Origin of the sequence: Ewingella allii (genome assembly GCF_044430645.1) — a bacterium.
GTDB classification, from domain to species: Bacteria; Pseudomonadota; Gammaproteobacteria; order Enterobacterales; family Enterobacteriaceae; genus Ewingella; species Ewingella allii.
The window spans coordinates 554084-571279 of sequence record NZ_JAWUDN010000001.1 but is presented as its reverse complement, the minus strand read 5'-3'; the positions used below and the strand labels follow the sequence as shown (position 1 = coordinate 571279).

General features: G+C 50.4%; 16 protein-coding genes and 2 pseudogenes. 6 read left to right on the top strand and 12 right to left on the bottom strand.

The window, feature by feature from the left end; translation table 11 throughout:
* The first annotated feature begins 151 nt into the window (after positions 1-151).
* Both SBO83_RS02795 and SBO83_RS02790 read left to right on the top strand, forming a co-directional pair.
* Positions 152-1282: a DNA (cytosine-5-)-methyltransferase gene (locus SBO83_RS02795; protein WP_396130379.1), complete on the top strand. Its 1131-nt coding sequence runs from the start codon at positions 152-154 to the stop codon at positions 1280-1282.
* On the top strand, positions 1239-2213 hold the full coding sequence (locus SBO83_RS02790; RefSeq protein ID WP_396130378.1) for an HNH endonuclease: 975 nt from the start codon (positions 1239-1241) through the stop codon (positions 2211-2213). The genes SBO83_RS02795 and SBO83_RS02790 overlap by 44 nt, the downstream gene beginning before the upstream one ends.
* 49 nt (positions 2214-2262) lie before the next feature.
* On the opposite strand, the pseudogene SBO83_RS02785 reads toward SBO83_RS02790, so the two are convergent.
* Positions 2263-2587: pseudogene (locus SBO83_RS02785) on the bottom strand (phage portal protein); the annotation flags it as partial.
* A 302-nt stretch (positions 2588-2889) separates the two neighbouring features.
* Between SBO83_RS02785 and SBO83_RS02780 the strand changes: the two are divergent.
* Entirely contained in the window at positions 2890-4317 is a 1428-nt protein-coding gene (locus SBO83_RS02780; protein WP_396130377.1) for a DNA sulfur modification protein DndB, read from the top strand.
* On the opposite strand, the pseudogene SBO83_RS02775 reads toward SBO83_RS02780, so the two are convergent.
* The 5 genes and pseudogenes from SBO83_RS02775 to ftnA form a co-directional block, all read right to left on the bottom strand.
* Positions 4294-5024: pseudogene (locus tag SBO83_RS02775) on the bottom strand (phage portal protein); the annotation flags it as partial. The gene SBO83_RS02780 and the pseudogene SBO83_RS02775 overlap by 24 nt on opposite strands.
* A 391-nt stretch (positions 5025-5415) precedes the next feature.
* A complete protein-coding gene (locus SBO83_RS02770; protein WP_100935376.1) occupies positions 5416-5751 on the bottom strand; it encodes a YebY family protein in 336 nt (111 codons plus the stop codon).
* Between the two features lie 71 nt (positions 5752-5822).
* Positions 5823-6707 (bottom strand): copper homeostasis membrane protein CopD, encoded by an 885-nt coding sequence (gene copD / locus SBO83_RS02765; RefSeq protein ID WP_396130376.1) that lies wholly within the window; start codon positions 6705-6707, stop codon positions 5823-5825.
* A gap of 3 nt (positions 6708-6710) precedes the next feature.
* Positions 6711-7097, bottom strand: coding sequence for a copper homeostasis periplasmic binding protein CopC (gene copC, locus SBO83_RS02760; RefSeq protein WP_396130920.1), 387 nt, complete (start codon positions 7095-7097; stop codon positions 6711-6713).
* A 219-nt stretch (positions 7098-7316) separates the two neighbouring features.
* The gene (gene ftnA / locus SBO83_RS02755; RefSeq protein WP_034791262.1) at positions 7317-7823 is read right to left on the bottom strand and encodes a non-heme ferritin; all 507 of its coding nucleotides are present in this window, start codon (positions 7821-7823) and stop codon (positions 7317-7319) included.
* 385 nt (positions 7824-8208) lie between these two features.
* Between ftnA and SBO83_RS02750 the strand changes: the two genes are divergently transcribed.
* The gene (locus tag SBO83_RS02750) at positions 8209-8439 is read left to right on the top strand and encodes a DNA polymerase III subunit theta (protein ID WP_353502486.1); all 231 of its coding nucleotides are present in this window, start codon (positions 8209-8211) and stop codon (positions 8437-8439) included.
* A 34-nt stretch (positions 8440-8473) separates the two neighbouring features.
* On the opposite strand, the gene pip is transcribed toward SBO83_RS02750, so the two are convergent.
* Entirely contained in the window at positions 8474-9427 is a 954-nt protein-coding gene (pip, locus tag SBO83_RS02745) for a prolyl aminopeptidase (RefSeq protein WP_396130375.1), read from the bottom strand.
* A gap of 668 nt (positions 9428-10095) precedes the next feature.
* On the opposite strand from pip, the gene exoX reads away from it, so the two are divergent.
* Positions 10096-10758 (top strand): exodeoxyribonuclease X, encoded by a 663-nt coding sequence (exoX, locus tag SBO83_RS02740; RefSeq protein ID WP_396130374.1) that lies wholly within the window; start codon positions 10096-10098, stop codon positions 10756-10758.
* Between the two features lie 64 nt (positions 10759-10822).
* On the opposite strand, the gene SBO83_RS02735 is transcribed toward exoX, so the two are convergent.
* From SBO83_RS02735 to cspE, 4 genes are all read right to left on the bottom strand, one after another.
* On the bottom strand, positions 10823-12877 hold the full coding sequence (locus tag SBO83_RS02735) for a S9 family peptidase (protein WP_396130373.1): 2055 nt from the start codon (positions 12875-12877) through the stop codon (positions 10823-10825).
* 148 nt (positions 12878-13025) lie between these two features.
* On the bottom strand, positions 13026-13391 hold the full coding sequence (gene yebF, locus SBO83_RS02730; protein WP_353502490.1) for a protein YebF: 366 nt from the start codon (positions 13389-13391) through the stop codon (positions 13026-13028).
* Positions 13392-13554: 163 nt separating this feature from the next.
* Complete coding sequence (gene dbpA, locus SBO83_RS02725) at positions 13555-14937, bottom strand: ATP-dependent RNA helicase DbpA (protein WP_396130372.1); 1383 nt, start codon at positions 14935-14937, stop codon at positions 13555-13557.
* Positions 14938-15157: 220 nt separating this feature from the next.
* A complete protein-coding gene (cspE, locus tag SBO83_RS02720) occupies positions 15158-15367 on the bottom strand; it encodes a transcription antiterminator/RNA stability regulator CspE (protein ID WP_034791273.1) in 210 nt (69 codons plus the stop codon).
* Positions 15368-15593: 226 nt separating this feature from the next.
* Between cspE and purT the strand changes: the two genes are divergently transcribed.
* Complete coding sequence (purT, locus tag SBO83_RS02715) at positions 15594-16772, top strand: formate-dependent phosphoribosylglycinamide formyltransferase (RefSeq protein WP_396130371.1); 1179 nt, start codon at positions 15594-15596, stop codon at positions 16770-16772.
* Positions 16773-16867: 95 nt separating this feature from the next.
* On the opposite strand, the gene SBO83_RS02710 is transcribed toward purT, so the two are convergent.
* Positions 16868-17047: a YoaH family protein gene (locus SBO83_RS02710; protein WP_034791275.1), complete on the bottom strand. Its 180-nt coding sequence runs from the start codon at positions 17045-17047 to the stop codon at positions 16868-16870.
* Between the last annotated feature and the right edge of the window lie 149 nt (positions 17048-17196).

Below are 17196 nucleotides of genomic sequence, written 5' to 3'. Positions count from 1 at the left end.
AGCGACCTATAAAGCGGGCAGGCGTGGCGGGGATCGCATTGCGCGCAGCCAGCGCTGACGTTTTGGCCTCTTGCATGTGGATACATACAGTATTAGTCTTATGGACAATCCACTAGAATCACAGTAATTAAGTAGTAGGTATAGGATCAATATGAAGAAGAACCAAAAATTCAAAGTGATAGACCTTTTCTGCGGTGCCGGAGGGTTGTCGGCGGGTTTTTTGAAAGGAAAATCAGCTCAATACTTTGAAAGTATTTTGGCTATTGATAATGATCAAGCTGCTATCAAGACCTATAACGCTAATTTTGGTAATCATGGCGTAGCTGTCAACATCGACGAATGGATTGAATCGAACGAAATTCCTCAGGCAGATATTGTTATCGGGGGCCCCCCATGCCAGGGCTTTAGCTTGCTGAACAAAAACCGTGAAGGAGACCATCGCAGAGCTCTTTGGGAACCCTACATGGATATTATTGAACGTTCAGGTGCATCCATCTTCGTTATGGAAAATGTACAAGGGTTGCTTAAAAGCGAAGAATTTCAAGATATCACCGCAAAAGCGGTTCAACTTGGCTTCAGGCTTCTCAATCCCTCACTATTGAATACTGCAGACTATGGCGTTGCACAAACCCGCAAACGAATAATTGCTGTTGGTATCAAAGAGACACTTTTTCAGTTAGATGAGCTGCCAGATTTTCCACCGCCTCCAACGCATCGTTCGCCAGATAAGAGCGGGACTTTGCCCATCTGGAGATCTGTAAAAGAGGTCATTGCAGATCTTCCCGAACCAGTAGGGACTGAAGTCAGAGATGTCGCATCTCCTTTAGACCTACATTTCGGTCGAAATCCCACCCCTTTGTCTCAAGAACGCTACAGAGCGGTTCCCCCTGGTGGCAACAGATTTGATCTTCAGAAAAATCGGCCTGAATTAACTCCAGCCTGTTGGATAAAGAAAACTTCTGGTGGCACCGATTTATTCGGAAGGTTATGGTGGGATAGGCCATCAGTAACGATTAGAACGGAGTTTTTCAAGCCTGAGAAAGGTCGCTACCTGCATCCAGATAAACATCGCCCGATTACACATCGTGAAGCAGCTCGAATTATGAGCTTCCCTGATGATTTTATCTTTATTGGCACAAAAACAGAGATAGCAAGGCAAATCGGCAATGCTGTTCCGCCAATTTTTGCCGAGAAGATTGCAGCATTTATCATTCAACTCATGGAATTAAGAGCAAGTAATGGCGAGACGATCAAAGCAAAGCATCCCGGAAAAGCTGCGTAATGAACTGCTTGAACTCATAGTCGATTTCGAGCACAAGCTATTAGGTGAGTCACTGCGGGACCAAGTTAAAGCATTGGTTCCTGCTAACCACATTTTGCGAGATCTGGGCAGTTCCCTTGTGGTTGGTGATAACAGTAATTCAGCAAGAGACCGTATTCTCTCCTATCTGGCTAAATACCCCCGTCAAATAATTCATGGTGATGAACTGATGGTGGTTGCAGGAATTAGTGAGTATGCACGTAGGATAAGGGAGCTTCGAGTCGAGTTTGGCTGGGCTGTTTTGAGTGGGAAATTGCTTAAAGAAATGATTGAACAAAATGAGGTGACGCTGGAAGAGCTTGGCGCAGATTCTCTTCAATCACTTAAAACCGATGTTTATACACTTATCAATCCTGTTCAAGATAAAGAATCTGCCCATCGATGGAACGAAGCCAATGAGCTGCGAAAAAGCAAACTATCGGTAAAAGATAAAATTCTGCAGCACTTAAGGACTAACGTTGGCCGAGCTGTTTCTGGAGAAGAGTTACGATATTTGGCTAACGATAGCAAAGAGTGGGCGAGGCGAACCCGTGAATTGAGAACTGAAGAAGGTTGGCCAATAGCAACAAAAAATTCGGGTAGGCCCGAACTCCCTGTAGGAGCTTATCTTTTAGAAGAAGACCGCCAGGCAAAAGTTCATGATAGGAAAATCCCTGACCCAGTGAGGGTCAAGGTCTTGGAAAGGGACAAGCACTCTTGCAGAATGTGTGGGTGGAATCATGACATTAAGAAGGCTAATGATCCACGCGCACTCTTAGAATTGCATCATATTAATCATCATGTTCATGGGGGCAATAATACAGTGGATAACTTAATTACTTTATGTAACGTTTGCCATGACGAAATACACAGAAATAATCAAGATGATATTTTAATAAAACTCATTTTATAATCTCTTTTATTTCAGGGAAGGAGCGCCTTTGCCTAACGTTCCTTATTTATCAAAGAAACGTATATCCACAGAAAGTTATTACTTTCACACCCTGATGAAAGTTAACTTCCCTAATTATCTCCTGCAACGGCGTCAACTCGTTCCTAACGAACACCTGAGCCGCCTTCTCTACATCCCCAACCCCCCCGCATTATCTGGGATGATCCCCATCATCTGCGGTGGTACACGGTGCGCAGTTAGCAGGTCGTCACGTGTGACTTTCTTGATATTGAAAAAATCATCCTTGGTGGCGACTTCACTGAGCGGGACAATCTGAATACCGACTTTCTTGTCGTTCAGCGCATACATTGGAGATATCGTAAGTTGCCAATCCCTCAGGTTCACTCAACAGGTCGATTTTACCGCTGCTCAACACTGCAACAGTCATACATCACACCTCCGGTTAGAGTCATAGCGGTGGCAGGAAATTTGCCTCTTCATTAGCACTACAGAAATACACCAAAAGCATCCTGTGTCTTCTAACTATGAGTGAACTCATTCAATGTCAACACAAAAATCAGAGATTAAAGAAATTAAACCAGGATTAACATAAAAAACATCCTGGATTAGTTAAAAATCACTTGCTAACACCCCAGGAGTGATAGATTATCTCTCCATACTTACTATGGAGATTCATATGAACAACGATAATTTGCCAACCCCAATGACTGGTTCACTTGACGATTTACTCAGTATTGGTGACGGCGTGGATGAAAAACAATTTAAGGTTTTTGTCGGACATAACCTCGGACACAGAGTCTTTTTGCTTCAAGTTCCGATGCATGAGTTTTACAAAATCTCAGAAGTTGCAAATGAGCAAGCATGTGAAGGAGCAGCAGTTGCACAACGCAAACTCGATCCTGTACATGCTCAAAAGTTAGCAAAATACATTTTGAAAGGCTTGGTTTCTTCGGCAATCAGCCATCGGGAACAAACTAAAAAGTCTGAAATTCCAGCTCTTACCGAACTATTAGCGAAAATGGGTAAACAGCCTTACATGTCCCTACAACCCCTTGTTACAAATGTGAGAGACATAGGCGTTAATGGGCGCGAATTAAGAGCAGAAAGAATTACAGCTAGTAATGACGGGTCGACCGTTGGCTTTAAAGTCTACATGTCGCAGAAAAACATTCTCTGGGTCATTGATGGTCAACATCGTCGTGAAGCTATGAACATGGTATTCGAATTCCTTGATAATATCTTAAAATCAAGGAATTACCCTAAAAAAGGATCACTTTACGATTCTCCGACGCAAGATGTTAGTCATGAGGAATTATTAGCCTGGCAGGCTGCTCATGAAAGTGCGCGGGCGTTCTCGACTGTTTCAGTGGAAATGCATCTCGGCTTATTGCCTCTACAAGAACGTCAACTTTTCCATGATTTGAATAATCTTAGTAAAAAAATAGATAAAAACCTTGCTCTTAAGTTCGATAATTCAAATCCAATAAATCTCTTCATTAAAGAAATCTTAATTGAAGAATTGGGCGTGAAGATTATTGAAAAAGATGTTCGCGATTGGAAAGATGATGAAGGGGGACTGTCTTTGAAAGATGCTGTTTCCATTAACTCGATATTATTCTTAAATAAAACCAATATTTCTGGCGCAACACCTATTATTGTTCAAGAGAGGGCCTCAAAGGCTAAAGATTTTTGGGTATCTGTTAATGCAATACCTGGTTTTGGTGAGGCTGGAGCAAAAAACAATACTGTTGTAGCACAATCAGTGATGCTTAAAGCGCTTGCCAAACTTATTTATGACTTCAATTTCAGCGCAAGAAAACCAGATGATGGCGATGAGTTAAGCGCAAAACTTCTTAATGCTATTACAGATATCGACTTCTCTCATGAAAATCCTATGTGGCGTTATTATGAGCTTAATGATGAAGAACGTAATAAATTCGAGGGCCTTAGTGACTATTTGCCTTCCGATGATAGCGGTAACCGTGACTTAGGGGCATATCAAAACGGTTTAATGAGATTTGGCGCTAAGCATAATGATATTTACCCACTATTGGGTGACATCATCAGATGGAAATTATCATTACCTAATCGTCATACTAAATAATTTAGAAAACCCCTCGGTAATTCGAGGGGGTTTATTATAATTAAAAGATAATTTATACTCGCGGAAGTTTATAACATCCTTTACAAACCAGCCACTAACCTCCTTCATCCTCTCTTGCAGCATCGTCAGCTCGTTCCTTACGAATACCTGAGCCGCCTTCTCCACATCCCCAAATCCCCCGCATTATCTGGGATGATCCCCATCATCTGCGGTGGTACGCGGTGCGCGCTTAGCAGGTCGTCGCGTGTGGCTTTCTTGATATTGAAAAAATCATCCTTGGTGGCGACTTCACTGAGCAGGACAATCTGAATTCCGCCTTTCTTAACGTTCGGCGCGTACATAAATAGGTTACGGAAATTGCCGATCCCTTTGATTTCACGCATCTGCCGAATACCTTTGAAACTTTGCGCGGGATCGGTCATATACAAGATATAACCTGCGTGTGCGCCGTTCTGATAATACTTACGGCGGAATAACGTGGCTGACTCATTCAGCCAGGCCGAATTTAAAGCGCTGAGAAATTCAGGTAGGCCATACAGTTCCTGATTAATATCCGGTTCGATAAGGTGAAAGACGCTACCCTTTGCGAACTGGTACAGCTCTTTCCACTCCTGCACAAACAAGTACGTCTCCTCTTCAACTCCACGACGATTATATTTTGCCGGTACACATTCAAAACATAAGGGTTCGCCAAGTTGGTGGCGCCGCAATCATATTTAGCAGCATGGCAGTTTTGGTTTCAGGGCTGCTGCGGTTTACCCATACTACCGGAAAGGCAAACTCCCCCATAGAGTGGAAACACTCTGAACATAATATAATCTATTGAATTTGATATATTTTATTGATTTTTTTTAAAAAAAAGACCGAATACGATTCCTATATTCGGTCTAGGGAAATGGCTCTTGGGAGAGAGCCGTGCGCTAAAAGTTGGCATTAATGCAGGCGGTTAAGCCGTACAACTTAAAGCGTAGTTGAGAGTTGCTCGTTTTCCAATCAACTTGTAACCAAGTGATAATAACTTCGCTAAATTAGTTGCTCTTTGTGATAACAATCTCAAAACAGAGGTGAGATTGCTGGCATAGAGCAGGGCTTTAAGACTTAGCAAAGGGTTTCGGCTTTGGCGATGAACGGAGCGAGGCTCATTTTCTGGCCTGGGTTTTTCGGGTCGTCGAGCAGGATTTTCTCCAGCGGCACGGCCTGTACTTTGTGGCTCTTCACCTGCTCCCGCGCGACATCGTTCAGGGGATACTGCGCCAGCGTGCTGTCGTTAATCACATACAGCGCCTTGCCTGCACGGCATTGCAGCATGACTTCTTCGCGGGTGAATGCCCAATCTTTGCCGTACTGGAGACGTGAAACCGTCACTAGCTCAGGCGCGGCGAAGCTGCTGGCTGACACAGCGAGCAGCAGAGTGGCAAGGAGTGTTTTCCTCATGGCTTTTTCCTTTATAACTAACTTTAAAACGTGATCACGCCGAAGCGAGTCGCCCTTCCCTGCTATCTAATTTAGAATGGCGACAGCGTGGCAAACCAGCTGACCAGCAGCATCACCACCAGCGATAGCACTAACTCGAGCTTGGTGGCGGAAGCCAGTCGCTGATAGGCCAACTGCGGCTGGGTCGGGATCAGCGGCACTAACCGATAGCGATTAAATATCGCCACGCCGGTCATCACCGCCACCAGCGTGATTTTAACCAACAGCAGTTGGATATAGCGCGACGACAGGTCTGTAGGCAGGCGTTGCAAAATAATGGCGCTGTTGAGTATTCCGGTGAGGATCACCAGCGCGACCGCCACGTGCCCGCAGGTTGAGAAGCGAATGAGCGTCGCTATGGCGTAAGGCCGCGTCTCGTCCCGTTCGGTGTAAAGCAGGCAACCTAACAGTGGAAGTAAGCTACCGAACCAGTAGGCGGCGCTTAGCAGGTGCAAGGTGTGATTACCGCGTTGCAACAGGCCCAGCGCGCCTTCGTTCATGGCCGCGTGACCAATCAGTGCCTGGCTGAACAGCAGGCCGGTGCTGGTTAAGAACATCAGCATCACCCGCCCCGGCAGCCAGTCCATCAGCCACACCATCAGCGCAATCGCAGTGAGTAACAGGTGCCAGCGCCAGACCTCACCAAAGGTGGTGGTCAGCACCAGTAACCAGACATTGAGGTTTAAACAATCCTCAAGGCCGTTGCCCATCAATCCAGCTTGAATCGCCAGCATGCCAACCGCCGTTAGCGCGGCGACTCCGACCGAGAGGGTCATCAGCCGCTGATTCTGGTTAAGCAACCCTGTTGCGAATCCTTTCGGTGCCAGCAGTCCCGTCATCACGCTGATGCCAAATATCTGCATCACCGCGGCAAAATGGAAAAACCGACACAGAACAAACAAAGTGGCCAGAGTCATGGCTTATTGCACCGTGAAACTGTACTGCCCCTCAGTTTTGTGACCATCCACTGAAACGACGTGCCATGAAACGGTGTATTTGCCCGCCTTCAGAGGTGCATTCAGAGGCACGATGGCCTGAGTCTTGTCGTTGGCCGCCAGAGCCAGTTTGCCCGTCTCGATAGCTTTGTTGTCAGGTCCGCTCAGCGCGACCTTGCTGAAATTAGGTTCAATCCCTTCGCTGAAGCCCAGAGTCAGCTCGGTGGGTGCAGATTTGAGGGTGGTATCGGCAGCCGGGGTTTCAGTTTTCAAGTGAGCATGCGCCAGAGCCTGTTGTGACATAAGACCTAAAGCAAGCACCGCGGAAGTAGCCAAAATACGGCAGAGAGAAGAGGATTTTTGCGACACAATTTTTCCTTAGCTTTCTGGTTGAGGGATTTTAACGCCGCAACTTTAGCGCAAAGTCGCCCTGCAAGTCTGTCAAATTTAAGGGATGGTTTAGGGAATCGTTAAGCAGAACCGAAGTTTGGCACTTTTTGCCCCAAGGCAAAAACAAAAAAACCGCAGCGCTATCAGGTTGCCCTGAAGCTTACTGCGGTTTATTACCAGACGTTTTTGACGACGAAGTAATTAGGCTGATGGACCTTGGTTGACCATGCCTTTCAGATCTTTGTCGACGAAGAACAGACCATTGCCGGTGTTGCTAACCAGTCCCAGTTTATCAAGAACAGATTTGAACAACGTCTCTTCTTCATGCTGCTCAGCCACGTACCACTGCAGGAAGTTGAAGGAAGAGTAATCTTTCAGCGTCATAGCCAGGTCAGCAAGTTCATTGATTTTGGTGGTGATGTGCTGCTCATGCTCGTAAGTCTGCTGGAAGACGTCGGACAGTGACTCAAACTCCACCGGCGGCGCGGCAATCGCACCCAGCAGTGGCAGAGCGCCGGTGTCGCTGACGTATTTGAACAGGCGGTGCATGTGTTCCATCTCTTCCTGCGAATGTTGCATCAGGAAAGCGGCGGCACCTTCAAAACCTTTATCGCTGCACCATGCGCTCATTTGCAGATATAAATTGGCAGAATAGAACTCAAGATTCAGTTGTTCATTCAACTGATCGATCATTTCTTTTTTAAGCATAATAGCTCCACATAAATTGGCGAATAGCAGGATGAATTCATTATTTTTACGCATTATGCCGATCGTAGAACAAAATAAAAACACCTTATTTACAATAATAATGATATAAATAAAGAAAATACATAATCCATTGATAAATAACGAATTATAAATTTCATTCAAATCTTATTGAGAATTATTCACAGGGAATATAAATATTAAAAGAGAATCATTCTTATTCTTTATTTATTTCTTTTTAAGCTATTTCCCGCCTTATTTTCGAAAATAATTAAGAATGATTCTTATTACCTGAAATTAATTAGCAGATTAAAAATGGGCTGTGAACATTCACCCAACGCGCTGGGTCGAGTACAATGCGCGCCAAGGCTCGCTTAGGGGAAAATCAATGAACAAGAATTTGGCTGATCTGAGTAAAGAAGAGATGGATAAGGTGAACGTTGATTTAGCCGCGTCTGCCGTGGCGTTCAAAGAGCGTTACAACATGCCGGTGGTGGCAGAAATGGCCGAGCGCGAGCAGCCAGCACACCTGCGGGATTACTTCCGTGAGCGCGTGGCGCACTATCGCGCAGAGTCGCACAAATACTCACGCCTGCCGTACGAACCTAAGCAAAAGTAGCCTTAAGCTCGGCCAGCAGGCGCGGGTTGAAGCCTTAAGCGCGGGCGAAACGCTCGTTGGCGCGAATCAGCTGGTCGAGAATGCCTGGCTCGTCAAACGAGTGCCCTGCCCCTTCAATGATATGCAGGTCAGCTTCCGGCCAGGCCTGCGCCAGATCCCACGCATTCTGCACCTGACAGGCCATATCATAGCGCCCGTGAATGATAACCCCCGGAATATGCCGAATACGCTCGACGTTCTTCAACAGCTGATCGTCACTGTCTAAAAAGCCCATATGGGTGAAGTAGTGATTCTCAATGCGCGCGAAGGCCAGAGCAAAATCATCTTCGCCAAAGGATGCCGCGTCTTCCGTTGGCAGCAGCGTGACCGTCTCCCCTTCCCACAGGCTCCAGATTTTTGCTGCTTCGAGCTGCACGGCCCGGTCGTCGGAGGTGAGGCGTTTACGGTAAGCCGCCATCACGTCCCCCCGCTCTTCTGGCGATAAAATCGATAACATGCGCTGCCATTTGTCAGGGAAGAAGCGCGACGCGCCTTCCTGATAGTACCAATGCAGCTCCTGCTTTCTCAGGGTGAAGATGCCGCGCAGGACGATTTCACTGACGTGCTCGGGATGGGTCTCGGCGTAGGCCAGCGCCAGCGTCGCGCCCCAAGAACCACCAAACACCAGCCACTTATCCACACCCGCCATTTTGCGCAGACGCTCAATATCTTCGACCAAATGCCAGGTAGTGTTGTTGTCCAGACTGGCGTGAGGTTTGGATCGCCCGCAGCCGCGCTGGTCAAACAGCATGACGTCGTAATCGTTGGGATTAAACAACTGGCGATGAACAGAGGAACAGCCGCCGCCCGGCCCGCCGTGAATAAACACCGCCGGTTTGCCCTGCGGATTACCGCTGCGCTCCCAATAAATCTGGTGACCGTCGCCGGTGTCCAGCATCCCGCTGGCATACGCCTCTCTTGGCGGATATAAACCTTTCAATTTCGGCATGGCGTTTCCTGTTTTTTGAGGTCCAGAATATCAATTTCTCATTTACGCTTTCTCATAACAGCGCATCAGGCTAAGCCGGTCAATCAACAACATGTTGTTAACAATAAAAAAATGCATTTTTTCAATCAGTCGCACAGTAAATCAGCGCCGTTGTATAAAGAAACGGCATAACGTCGCAAAAAATTCCTCATAAGAGCATGTCAAAAAACAATAACTCGCATAGAAACATGCCGTTGAGCGAAACCTCGCCGCCCGCTATTGCAAGTTGAGCGAATTAAGCAGTAAATAGGTGAGCAACCCAATCCACTAGCTTTAGAGAGGCAAGCCACCATGAGTAAAGGAATGGATAGCAAAAAGAATGCGAAGAAGAAGCCGCTGAAAACGCCAGCTGAGAAAAAAGCTGATAAGAAAGCCAAAAAGGCAGCCGCTTAACGGTTTCTTGAGTCATTTAAGTCACACCGTTTCGTATTGATACAAACCCGCTGATAGCGGGTTTTTTTGTTTATTTACCCTCTGCGTCAGCGCCATCACCGCTATCTGCTGGCATGTTGTTCTCCGCTAGGGCCATCCGCAGAAAAGTGCGGAGGGTTGGTCAGGGGCCACCTATCCTTTACACTTTGATCATTGAGAAGCTTGCTCATTAATAAGAACCAAACAGGAGAATCGGTATGACATTCCGGGTAATTGATACGGAAACCTGTGGCCTGGACGGCGGCATTGTTGAAATCGCCACCGTCGACCTGATAGACGGCGAGATTGTGCAGCCGATGAGCGACCTGATAAGCCCAGATCGGCCGATTAGCCATGAGGCGATGGCCATCCACCACATCACCGAAGAGATGGTCGACGGCAAACCGCGCATCGCGGCGGTCATCGGCAAGTATCACGGCAGCCAGTATTACGTGGCGCACAATGCGGCTTTCGATCGCGGCGTGCTGCCTGAGATGCACGGGCAGTGGATTTGCACCCTGAAGCTGGCACAGGCGCTCTATCCGAATATTCGTTACAGCAACCAGTATCTGCGCTACGCCCTGAAGCTCGACGTCACTGTTCCCGAGGGCCTGTACCCGCACCGCGCCCTGTATGACTGCTATGTCACCGCCGCGCTGCTCAAGCGAATTATTGCGGATTCAGGCTGGAGCGTGGAGAAAATGCTCGAGATAAGCAACAGTCCGACCCTGTTGCGGACACTGAAGTTTGGTAAATACCGTGGGCAGAAGATTGAAGATATCGCGCTGCAAGACCCGGATTATCTGCGCTGGATGTTGAAGTCGATTAAAGATTTAAGCGGCGATATGCGCTTTAGCATTGAGCATTTTCTGGAGAAGTAATAAAAACTTGCTGACGTCACGCGGCCCTTTCATCGCGAAAAGGCCGCGCTATTAACTCACTGAATTACGACTTTCCCGCCAGTGCCAGAACAAAAGCATATTCCAGCGCAATGTCTTCGTAAGCCTTGAAGCGCCCCGACTTGCCGCCGTGACCGGAATCTATATCGGTGTACATCAGCAGCTGGTTATCGTCAGTTTTCAACTCACGCAGCTTCGCTACCCACTTGGCCGGTTCCCAGTATTGCACCTGAGAATCATGCAGGCCGGTGGTCACCAGCATGTTGGGGTAATCCTGCGCCTTCACCTGATCGTACGGGCTATATTGCAGAATATAGTCGTAGTAGGTTTTGTCATTCGGATTGCCCCACTCGTCATACTCGCCGGTGGTCAGCGGGATAGACTCGTCGAGCATGGTGGTCACCACGTCAACAAATGGCACCTGCGCCACTATGCCGCGATACAGCTCCGGGGCCTGGTTAATCACCGCGCCCATCAGCAAGCCGCCGGCGCTGCCGCCCATGGCATAAACCTGACTGGCTTCGCCATAGCCCTCGGCCACTAGTTCTTTGGTGACGTCGATGAAGTCGTGGAAGGTGTTCATCTTATTGAGCAGCTTGCCGTTGTCATACCACTGCTGGCCCAGCTCTGCGCCGCCGCGAATGTGCGCCAGAGCGAAGACAAAGCCGCGATCCAACAGACTCAGGCGGCTGCCGCTAAATGCCGGGTCCATACTGCTGCCGTAAGAGCCGTAGCCATAGACCAGCAGCGGGTTGCTGTTGGGTTTGAAGGTATCACGGCGGTATACCAGCGAAACCGGCACTTTCACGCCGTCGCGCGCGGTTACCCAAACGCGCTCGCTGCGGTAGTTGGCCGCGTCGAAATCTTTCACTTCCTGCTGCTTCAATAGCCTGCGCTCGCCAGTGTCCAGATTCAGCTCAAACAGCGAGCTTGGCGTGGTCATTGAGGAGTAGCCGTAACGCAGCAGCGCGGTGTCCGGCTCTGGGTTGTAGGCCAGCCAGGTCACATAGGTCGGGTCATCAAAGCTTAGGGACTTCTCTTCACCCGTCGCCCAGTGGATCTGGCGCAGGTTGGTCAGCCCCTGCTCGCGCTCTTCCACCACCAGCCAGCCGCGGAACAGGCTAAAGCCCTCCAGCATCACCGCCTCGCGCGGGGCGATCAGCGTCTGCCAGCTGGCTTCGTTGTTATCGGCGCTTTTGTATAAACCGAAGTTTTTACCGTCTTTTGGCGCGGCGATGTCGCGGTTCGAGCGAATGTAGAAATGGCCCTGGTAGTGGTCCAGCCCGTATTCATGGTCTTTACGGCGCGGCACGAATACCTGCGGCTTGGCCTGCGGGTCGTTGGCGTCTAGCAGCAGCACTTCGGAGGTGGTGGTGCTGTCGAGATGAATAATCACATATTGGTCGGAGGTGGTTTTATCCAGACCGACGTAGAAAGTGTCATCTTTCTCTTCATACACCAGTTGGTCGTTTTTCGGATCAGTGCCGACGGTGTGACGGTAAACCTGATACGGCAACAGGGTCTTTTTATGTTTGCGCACGTAATACAGAGTCTGGGAATCGTTGGCCCACTCGCTGCCTGCGGTGTTTTTCAGCAGGTCATCGTTCCAGCTCTCATCCTGCAAATTCTTGATGCGAATGTCATATTGGCGGCGAGAGAGAAAATCTTCCGAGACGGCCATTAGCTTGTTGTCTGGGCTGATATCCAGACCGCCCAGCGTGTAGAACTCGCTGTCGCTGGCGCGCTCATTGCCGTCAATCAGCGTCTGCCACTGCTCGCTCTCGGCGGCTGGCTGGCGCAGATAGATCGCGTATTCATTGCCCGGCTCGTAGCGGGTCTGATAGCGGTAGCCGTGTTTGACATAAGGTACCGAGTGGTCCTGCTGCGCGATGCGCGCTACCATCTCTTGATACAGGGTTTCACGCAGCGCCTGATGGGGTAACAGCGCCTGTTCGGTATAGGCGTTTTCCGCCTGCAAATAGCTCAGCACGTCGCTGTTGGCGCGGTCATCGTCACGCAGCCAATAGTAATTATCGACACGGTCTTCACCGTGGATGGATAGCGTTTTAGGGCGTTTTTCAGCCTTTGGAGGTGTGATCATCAGGCTTTCTCTCAATATTCTTGAAGGTTTATGCAGAGTGACAGGTTTATTTTGCGAAACCAAGCACTAAGCGGGCAAGCGAGGTGGGGAGCAGGAAACAGCAAGAGTAAGCGCCGTCGGGCAAGGTGCCGAGGCGCTTTAAGCAGAATTAGTGCGGCGTGCCGTAGGTGATCTGGCCAATCTGGCAGTTAAGCGTTACCGGATAGGTTTTCTCAGCGCGGTTACCGCGCGCTTTCACCGGAACGCTCCAGTTGGCGCTGTCGCCCGTAATGCTGTCGGGGGAGATCCACACTACCGGCGTTGAGGTGCCGAGCAGTTTTTTATCTTCGTCCCAACGGGTAATACGGTTTTGCAGAAAATCACGTTTTACCAGAGCGGCCACTTCATCCTTGCTGGCATTGTTGCAAGGCGCGATGGTTATGGTGCGACTTTGCTGCTCCGAGGTCTGCGCGGCCTGCGCTGCGCCACTCAATCCTGCTACTGCCACCACTGCGCTAAGAATTAATTTGTTCACGTTTCGCCTCCCGAATGCGGATTCTGTCCCTGACCGAACGCTGCATTAAGCGATATCCTTGCTTAATGCAGGGTCATATTTAACAGGCACATGTTAATCTATGACAAGATCATAACACAACGTTAACATGGCGGCGGCGCGAACTTATTTCTCGGCTGCTGGCTTATCGCAGGATAATGGCTTTGCAGCTTTTGCCTTTGATTTTGCCTTCCTGCAAGCGTTGCAGGGCTTTCTTGGCGCTTTTCTGGCGAATCGCTACATAGGCGTGAACCGGGAACATATCGATTTTCCCCACTTCTGCCGCCGTCAGCCCGGCATCACCCGTCAAGGCACCGAGAATATCGCCGGGACGGATCTTGGCTTTGCGGCCGCCGTCGATGCACAGGGTGGCCATTTCTGGGTCCAGCGCCACTGGCGTTGCCGACATGACCTGCGCGGCAGGCTGCCAAACCACGGCCTGACGGGTGTAATCTTCCAGCGCGTGAACGCGCACCATCTCCTGCGGCGTGACCAGACTCACCGCCAAGCCGCTGGTGCCTGCACGGCCCGTACGGCCTACGCGGTGGACGTGGACTTCCGGATCAAACGACAGCTCATAGTTGATCACCAGACTCAGCTGTTTGATGTCCAAACCGCGCGCGGCGACGTCGGTCGCCACCAGTACGCGGCAACTGCCATTGGCGAAACGCACTAATACGCGGTCACGGTCGCGCTGCTCGAGGTCGCCATTCAGCGCCAGCGCGCTAATGCCCTTGCCTGCCAGTGCTTCGTAAATCTCCTGGCAGTCGCGCTTGGTGTTACAGAACACCACGCAGGAAGCTGGCTGGTGCTGATACAGCACCGCCGTGAGCAGCGCCAGACGCTGGTTGCGGTCAGTTTCGATGAATACTTGCTTGATGTCGGCAATGTCATCTTCGCCTTCAATTTCAACTTTCACCGGCTGACGCTGGAATTTGTTGCTGATGCGCTCGATGCCTTCCGGATAAGTGGCGGAAAACAGCAGGGTTTGGCGATCTTGCGGCGCGTAGCTCACTACGTCTTCGATATCTTCGCTAAAGCCCATATCCAGCATGCGATCCGCTTCGTCCAGCACCAGCACCTTCAGCTGATCCAGCTTAAGCGTGCCTTTACGCAGGTGCTCCTGAATACGGCCCGGCGTGCCGACGATGATATGCGCGGGATGCACCAGAGACTCAAGCTGAGGTCCGATAGCCTGGCCGCCGCACAGGGTCAAAATTTTAATGTTCTGGGTGAAGCGTGCCAGACGGCGTAGCTCTTTGCTGACCTGATCGGCCAGTTCACGGGTTGGACAGAGCACCAGCGACTGGGTCACGAATTGCCCGACGGTGATTTTATCCAGCAGCCCGATGCCAAACGCGGCCGTTTTACCGCTGCCCGTTTTGGCTTTGGCGCGGACGTCCTGCCCTTGCAGGATAGCCGGTAAAGACGCGGCCTGAATGGGGGTCATTTCGGCATAACCCAGCTCGGACAAGTTAGATAGCTGCTCGGCGGGCAGTGGCAGGACGGAGAATGAATGCGTGCTCAAGGCGATAACTCTTTATATAAGGCAGAAAATTCGGGGCAGCGACGGAAAAAACGGCGCCATGATTTGGGCTAAATGATAACAGAGAGACGGCCTGCCCGCCTTACTCAGCGAACGTCATGCACAAAAAAACCCGCACTAGGCGGGTTTTTCATGCTGCGCAGCGACAGATTGTCTGTCACTGCCCCGAGGTCAAGACGCTCAGGCGTTTTTGCTGTAAGACTTACAGTGCAACAACGTTAGCAGCGGACGGGCCACGTGGGCTGTCCTGAATGGTGAACTCAACGTTCTGACCTTCGGCCAGCGTTTTGAAACCATCGCTGTTAATTGCGGAGAAATGCACGAAAACGTCTTTAGAACCGTCGGCCGGAGTGATGAAACCGAAACCTTTGCTTTCGTTGAACCACTTGACCTGACCAGTTAACTTACTCATTTTTATATCCTTTACTATTTTAAAAGCATCCGCCTCGATCGCGAGTGCAGTGATATTAACGCATATTCAGCCGCCTCACGCAAATCGCACTCTTTGCCGCGCAATCGTTTTCGTCGCCTTTTTTTTCCGTTATAATGCGCCCGAACTGCTCACAGGGCGGCGAATTTGGCCTATGAATGCGCCATCAGCACACCTTTTCAACCACCACAGATCTGGGTACGAAGCTATGTTAACCATTGGTACTGCACTGCGCACCGGCGCGACTCGCGTCATGTTATTGGGTTCCGGCGAGTTGGGTAAAGAGGTCGCCCTTGAATGCCAGCGTCTTGGTCTGGAAGTGATTGCCGTTGACCGCTATGCCGATGCTCCCGCCATGCAGGTTGCCCATCGTAGCCACGTGATCAACATGCTCGACGGCGAGGCGCTGAAGCAGCTTATTGAGAGCGAACGCCCTGATTTCATCGTGCCTGAGATTGAAGCTATCGCCACCAGCATGCTGGTTGAGCTTGAGAAACAAGGCCACAACGTGGTGCCGACTGCCGAAGCCACGCGCCTGACTATGAACCGCGAAGGCATTCGCCGTCTGGCCGCTGAAACCCTGAAGCTGCCAACCTCTACTTATAAATTCGCCGACGACGAAGCCGCTTTCCGCGCCGCCGTCGATGAAATTGGCTACCCGTGCATCATCAAGCCGGTAATGAGTTCCTCCGGCAAAGGCCAGAGCCTGATCCGCAGCGAAGCGACATTACAGCAGGCGTGGGACTACGCCCAGCAAGGTGGCCGCGCCGGTGGCGGTCGCGTGATTGTGGAAGGTCTGGTGAAGTTTGATTTCGAAATTACCCTGCTGACCATCAGCGCGGTGGACGGCATTCACTTCTGCGCGCCAATCGGCCATCGTCAGGAAGATGGCGACTACCGCGAATCCTGGCAGCCACAGCAAATGAGCGAGCTGGCGCTGCAACGCGCCAAAGATATCGCCGAAAGCGTGGTGAAAGCCTTGGGTGGCAAGGGTTTGTTCGGGGTTGAGCTGTTTATCTGCGGCGATGACGTGGTGTTCAGCGAAGTCTCCCCGCGCCCTCACGATACCGGCATGGTGACCCTGATTTCTCAGGACTTGTCAGAGTTCGCTCTGCACGTGCGCGCCTTCCTCGGCCTGCCAATCAGCCAGATTCGCCAGTTCGGCCCGTCGGCTTCTGCGGTGATTTTGCCTGAGCTGACCAGCAACAATGTCACCTTTAGCGGGCTGGAAAATGCCTTGGTTGGCTCGAATCAGGTTCGCTTGTTCGGTAAGCCAGAAATCAGTGGCAAACGCCGTCTGGGCGTGGCGCTGTCTATCGGCGACAGCGTGGAAGAAGCCGTCGAAACCGCCAAGAAAGCCGCGGCGGCGGTGGTGGTTAAGGGCTAAACCTTTATCTGCTGAAGTTGAATGCAAAAAAACCGGGCCTGCGAAGGACCCGGTTTTTGTATCTCTTGCGCCCGGCTTCTCAGCCCGGCTAGGCATTATTCGTCTTCGTCATCAAAAATGACGGTGACGCGGTCGCCCTGATGCTTGGTGCGAATTTCGTCCGCCACCGTGGCAATGGCTTCGCCGCTGCTCATGCCGTCGGCCATCAATTGGCGGATACGGTCGGCGGCCTGTTCCTGTTCGCTATGTGAAAGTGAAGGCATACCTGTCAGCATGGGAGTGTCCTGTTTCTGGGTCATGAGGGAAATACGGTCAGCAATGTCGCCATTCAAGCGCCACTACAACGTGAAGGACCGCCAGTATACTCCTTCTTACTGCATTGGCCTATGCAGCTTTCAGGGGCGTAAATCTATGTTAGGATCGC

What these genes read in the sequence shown, in the direction of transcription:
- SBO83_RS02795 (WP_396130379.1), top strand. Translation starts at nt 152, where the DNA reads ATGAAGAAGAACCAAAAATTCAAAGTGATAGACCTTTTCTGCGGTGCC.
- SBO83_RS02790 (WP_396130378.1), top strand. Translation starts at nt 1,239, where the DNA reads ATGGCGAGACGATCAAAGCAAAGCATCCCGGAAAAGCTGCGTAATGAA.
- SBO83_RS02780 (WP_396130377.1), top strand. Translation starts at nt 2,890, where the DNA reads ATGAACAACGATAATTTGCCAACCCCAATGACTGGTTCACTTGACGAT.
- SBO83_RS02770 (WP_100935376.1), bottom strand. Translation starts at nt 5,751, where the DNA reads ATGAGGAAAACACTCCTTGCCACTCTGCTGCTCGCTGTGTCAGCCAGC.
- copD (WP_396130376.1), bottom strand. Translation starts at nt 6,707, where the DNA reads ATGACTCTGGCCACTTTGTTTGTTCTGTGTCGGTTTTTCCATTTTGCC.
- ftnA (WP_034791262.1), bottom strand. Translation starts at nt 7,823, where the DNA reads ATGCTTAAAAAAGAAATGATCGATCAGTTGAATGAACAACTGAATCTT.
- SBO83_RS02750 (WP_353502486.1), top strand. Translation starts at nt 8,209, where the DNA reads ATGAACAAGAATTTGGCTGATCTGAGTAAAGAAGAGATGGATAAGGTG.
- pip (WP_396130375.1), bottom strand. Translation starts at nt 9,427, where the DNA reads ATGCCGAAATTGAAAGGTTTATATCCGCCAAGAGAGGCGTATGCCAGC.
- exoX (WP_396130374.1), top strand. Translation starts at nt 10,096, where the DNA reads ATGACATTCCGGGTAATTGATACGGAAACCTGTGGCCTGGACGGCGGC.
- SBO83_RS02735 (WP_396130373.1), bottom strand. Translation starts at nt 12,877, where the DNA reads ATGATCACACCTCCAAAGGCTGAAAAACGCCCTAAAACGCTATCCATC.
- cspE (WP_034791273.1), bottom strand. Translation starts at nt 15,367, where the DNA reads ATGAGTAAGTTAACTGGTCAGGTCAAGTGGTTCAACGAAAGCAAAGGT.
- purT (WP_396130371.1), top strand. Translation starts at nt 15,594, where the DNA reads ATGTTAACCATTGGTACTGCACTGCGCACCGGCGCGACTCGCGTCATG.
- SBO83_RS02710 (WP_034791275.1), bottom strand. Translation starts at nt 17,047, where the DNA reads ATGCTGACAGGTATGCCTTCACTTTCACATAGCGAACAGGAACAGGCC.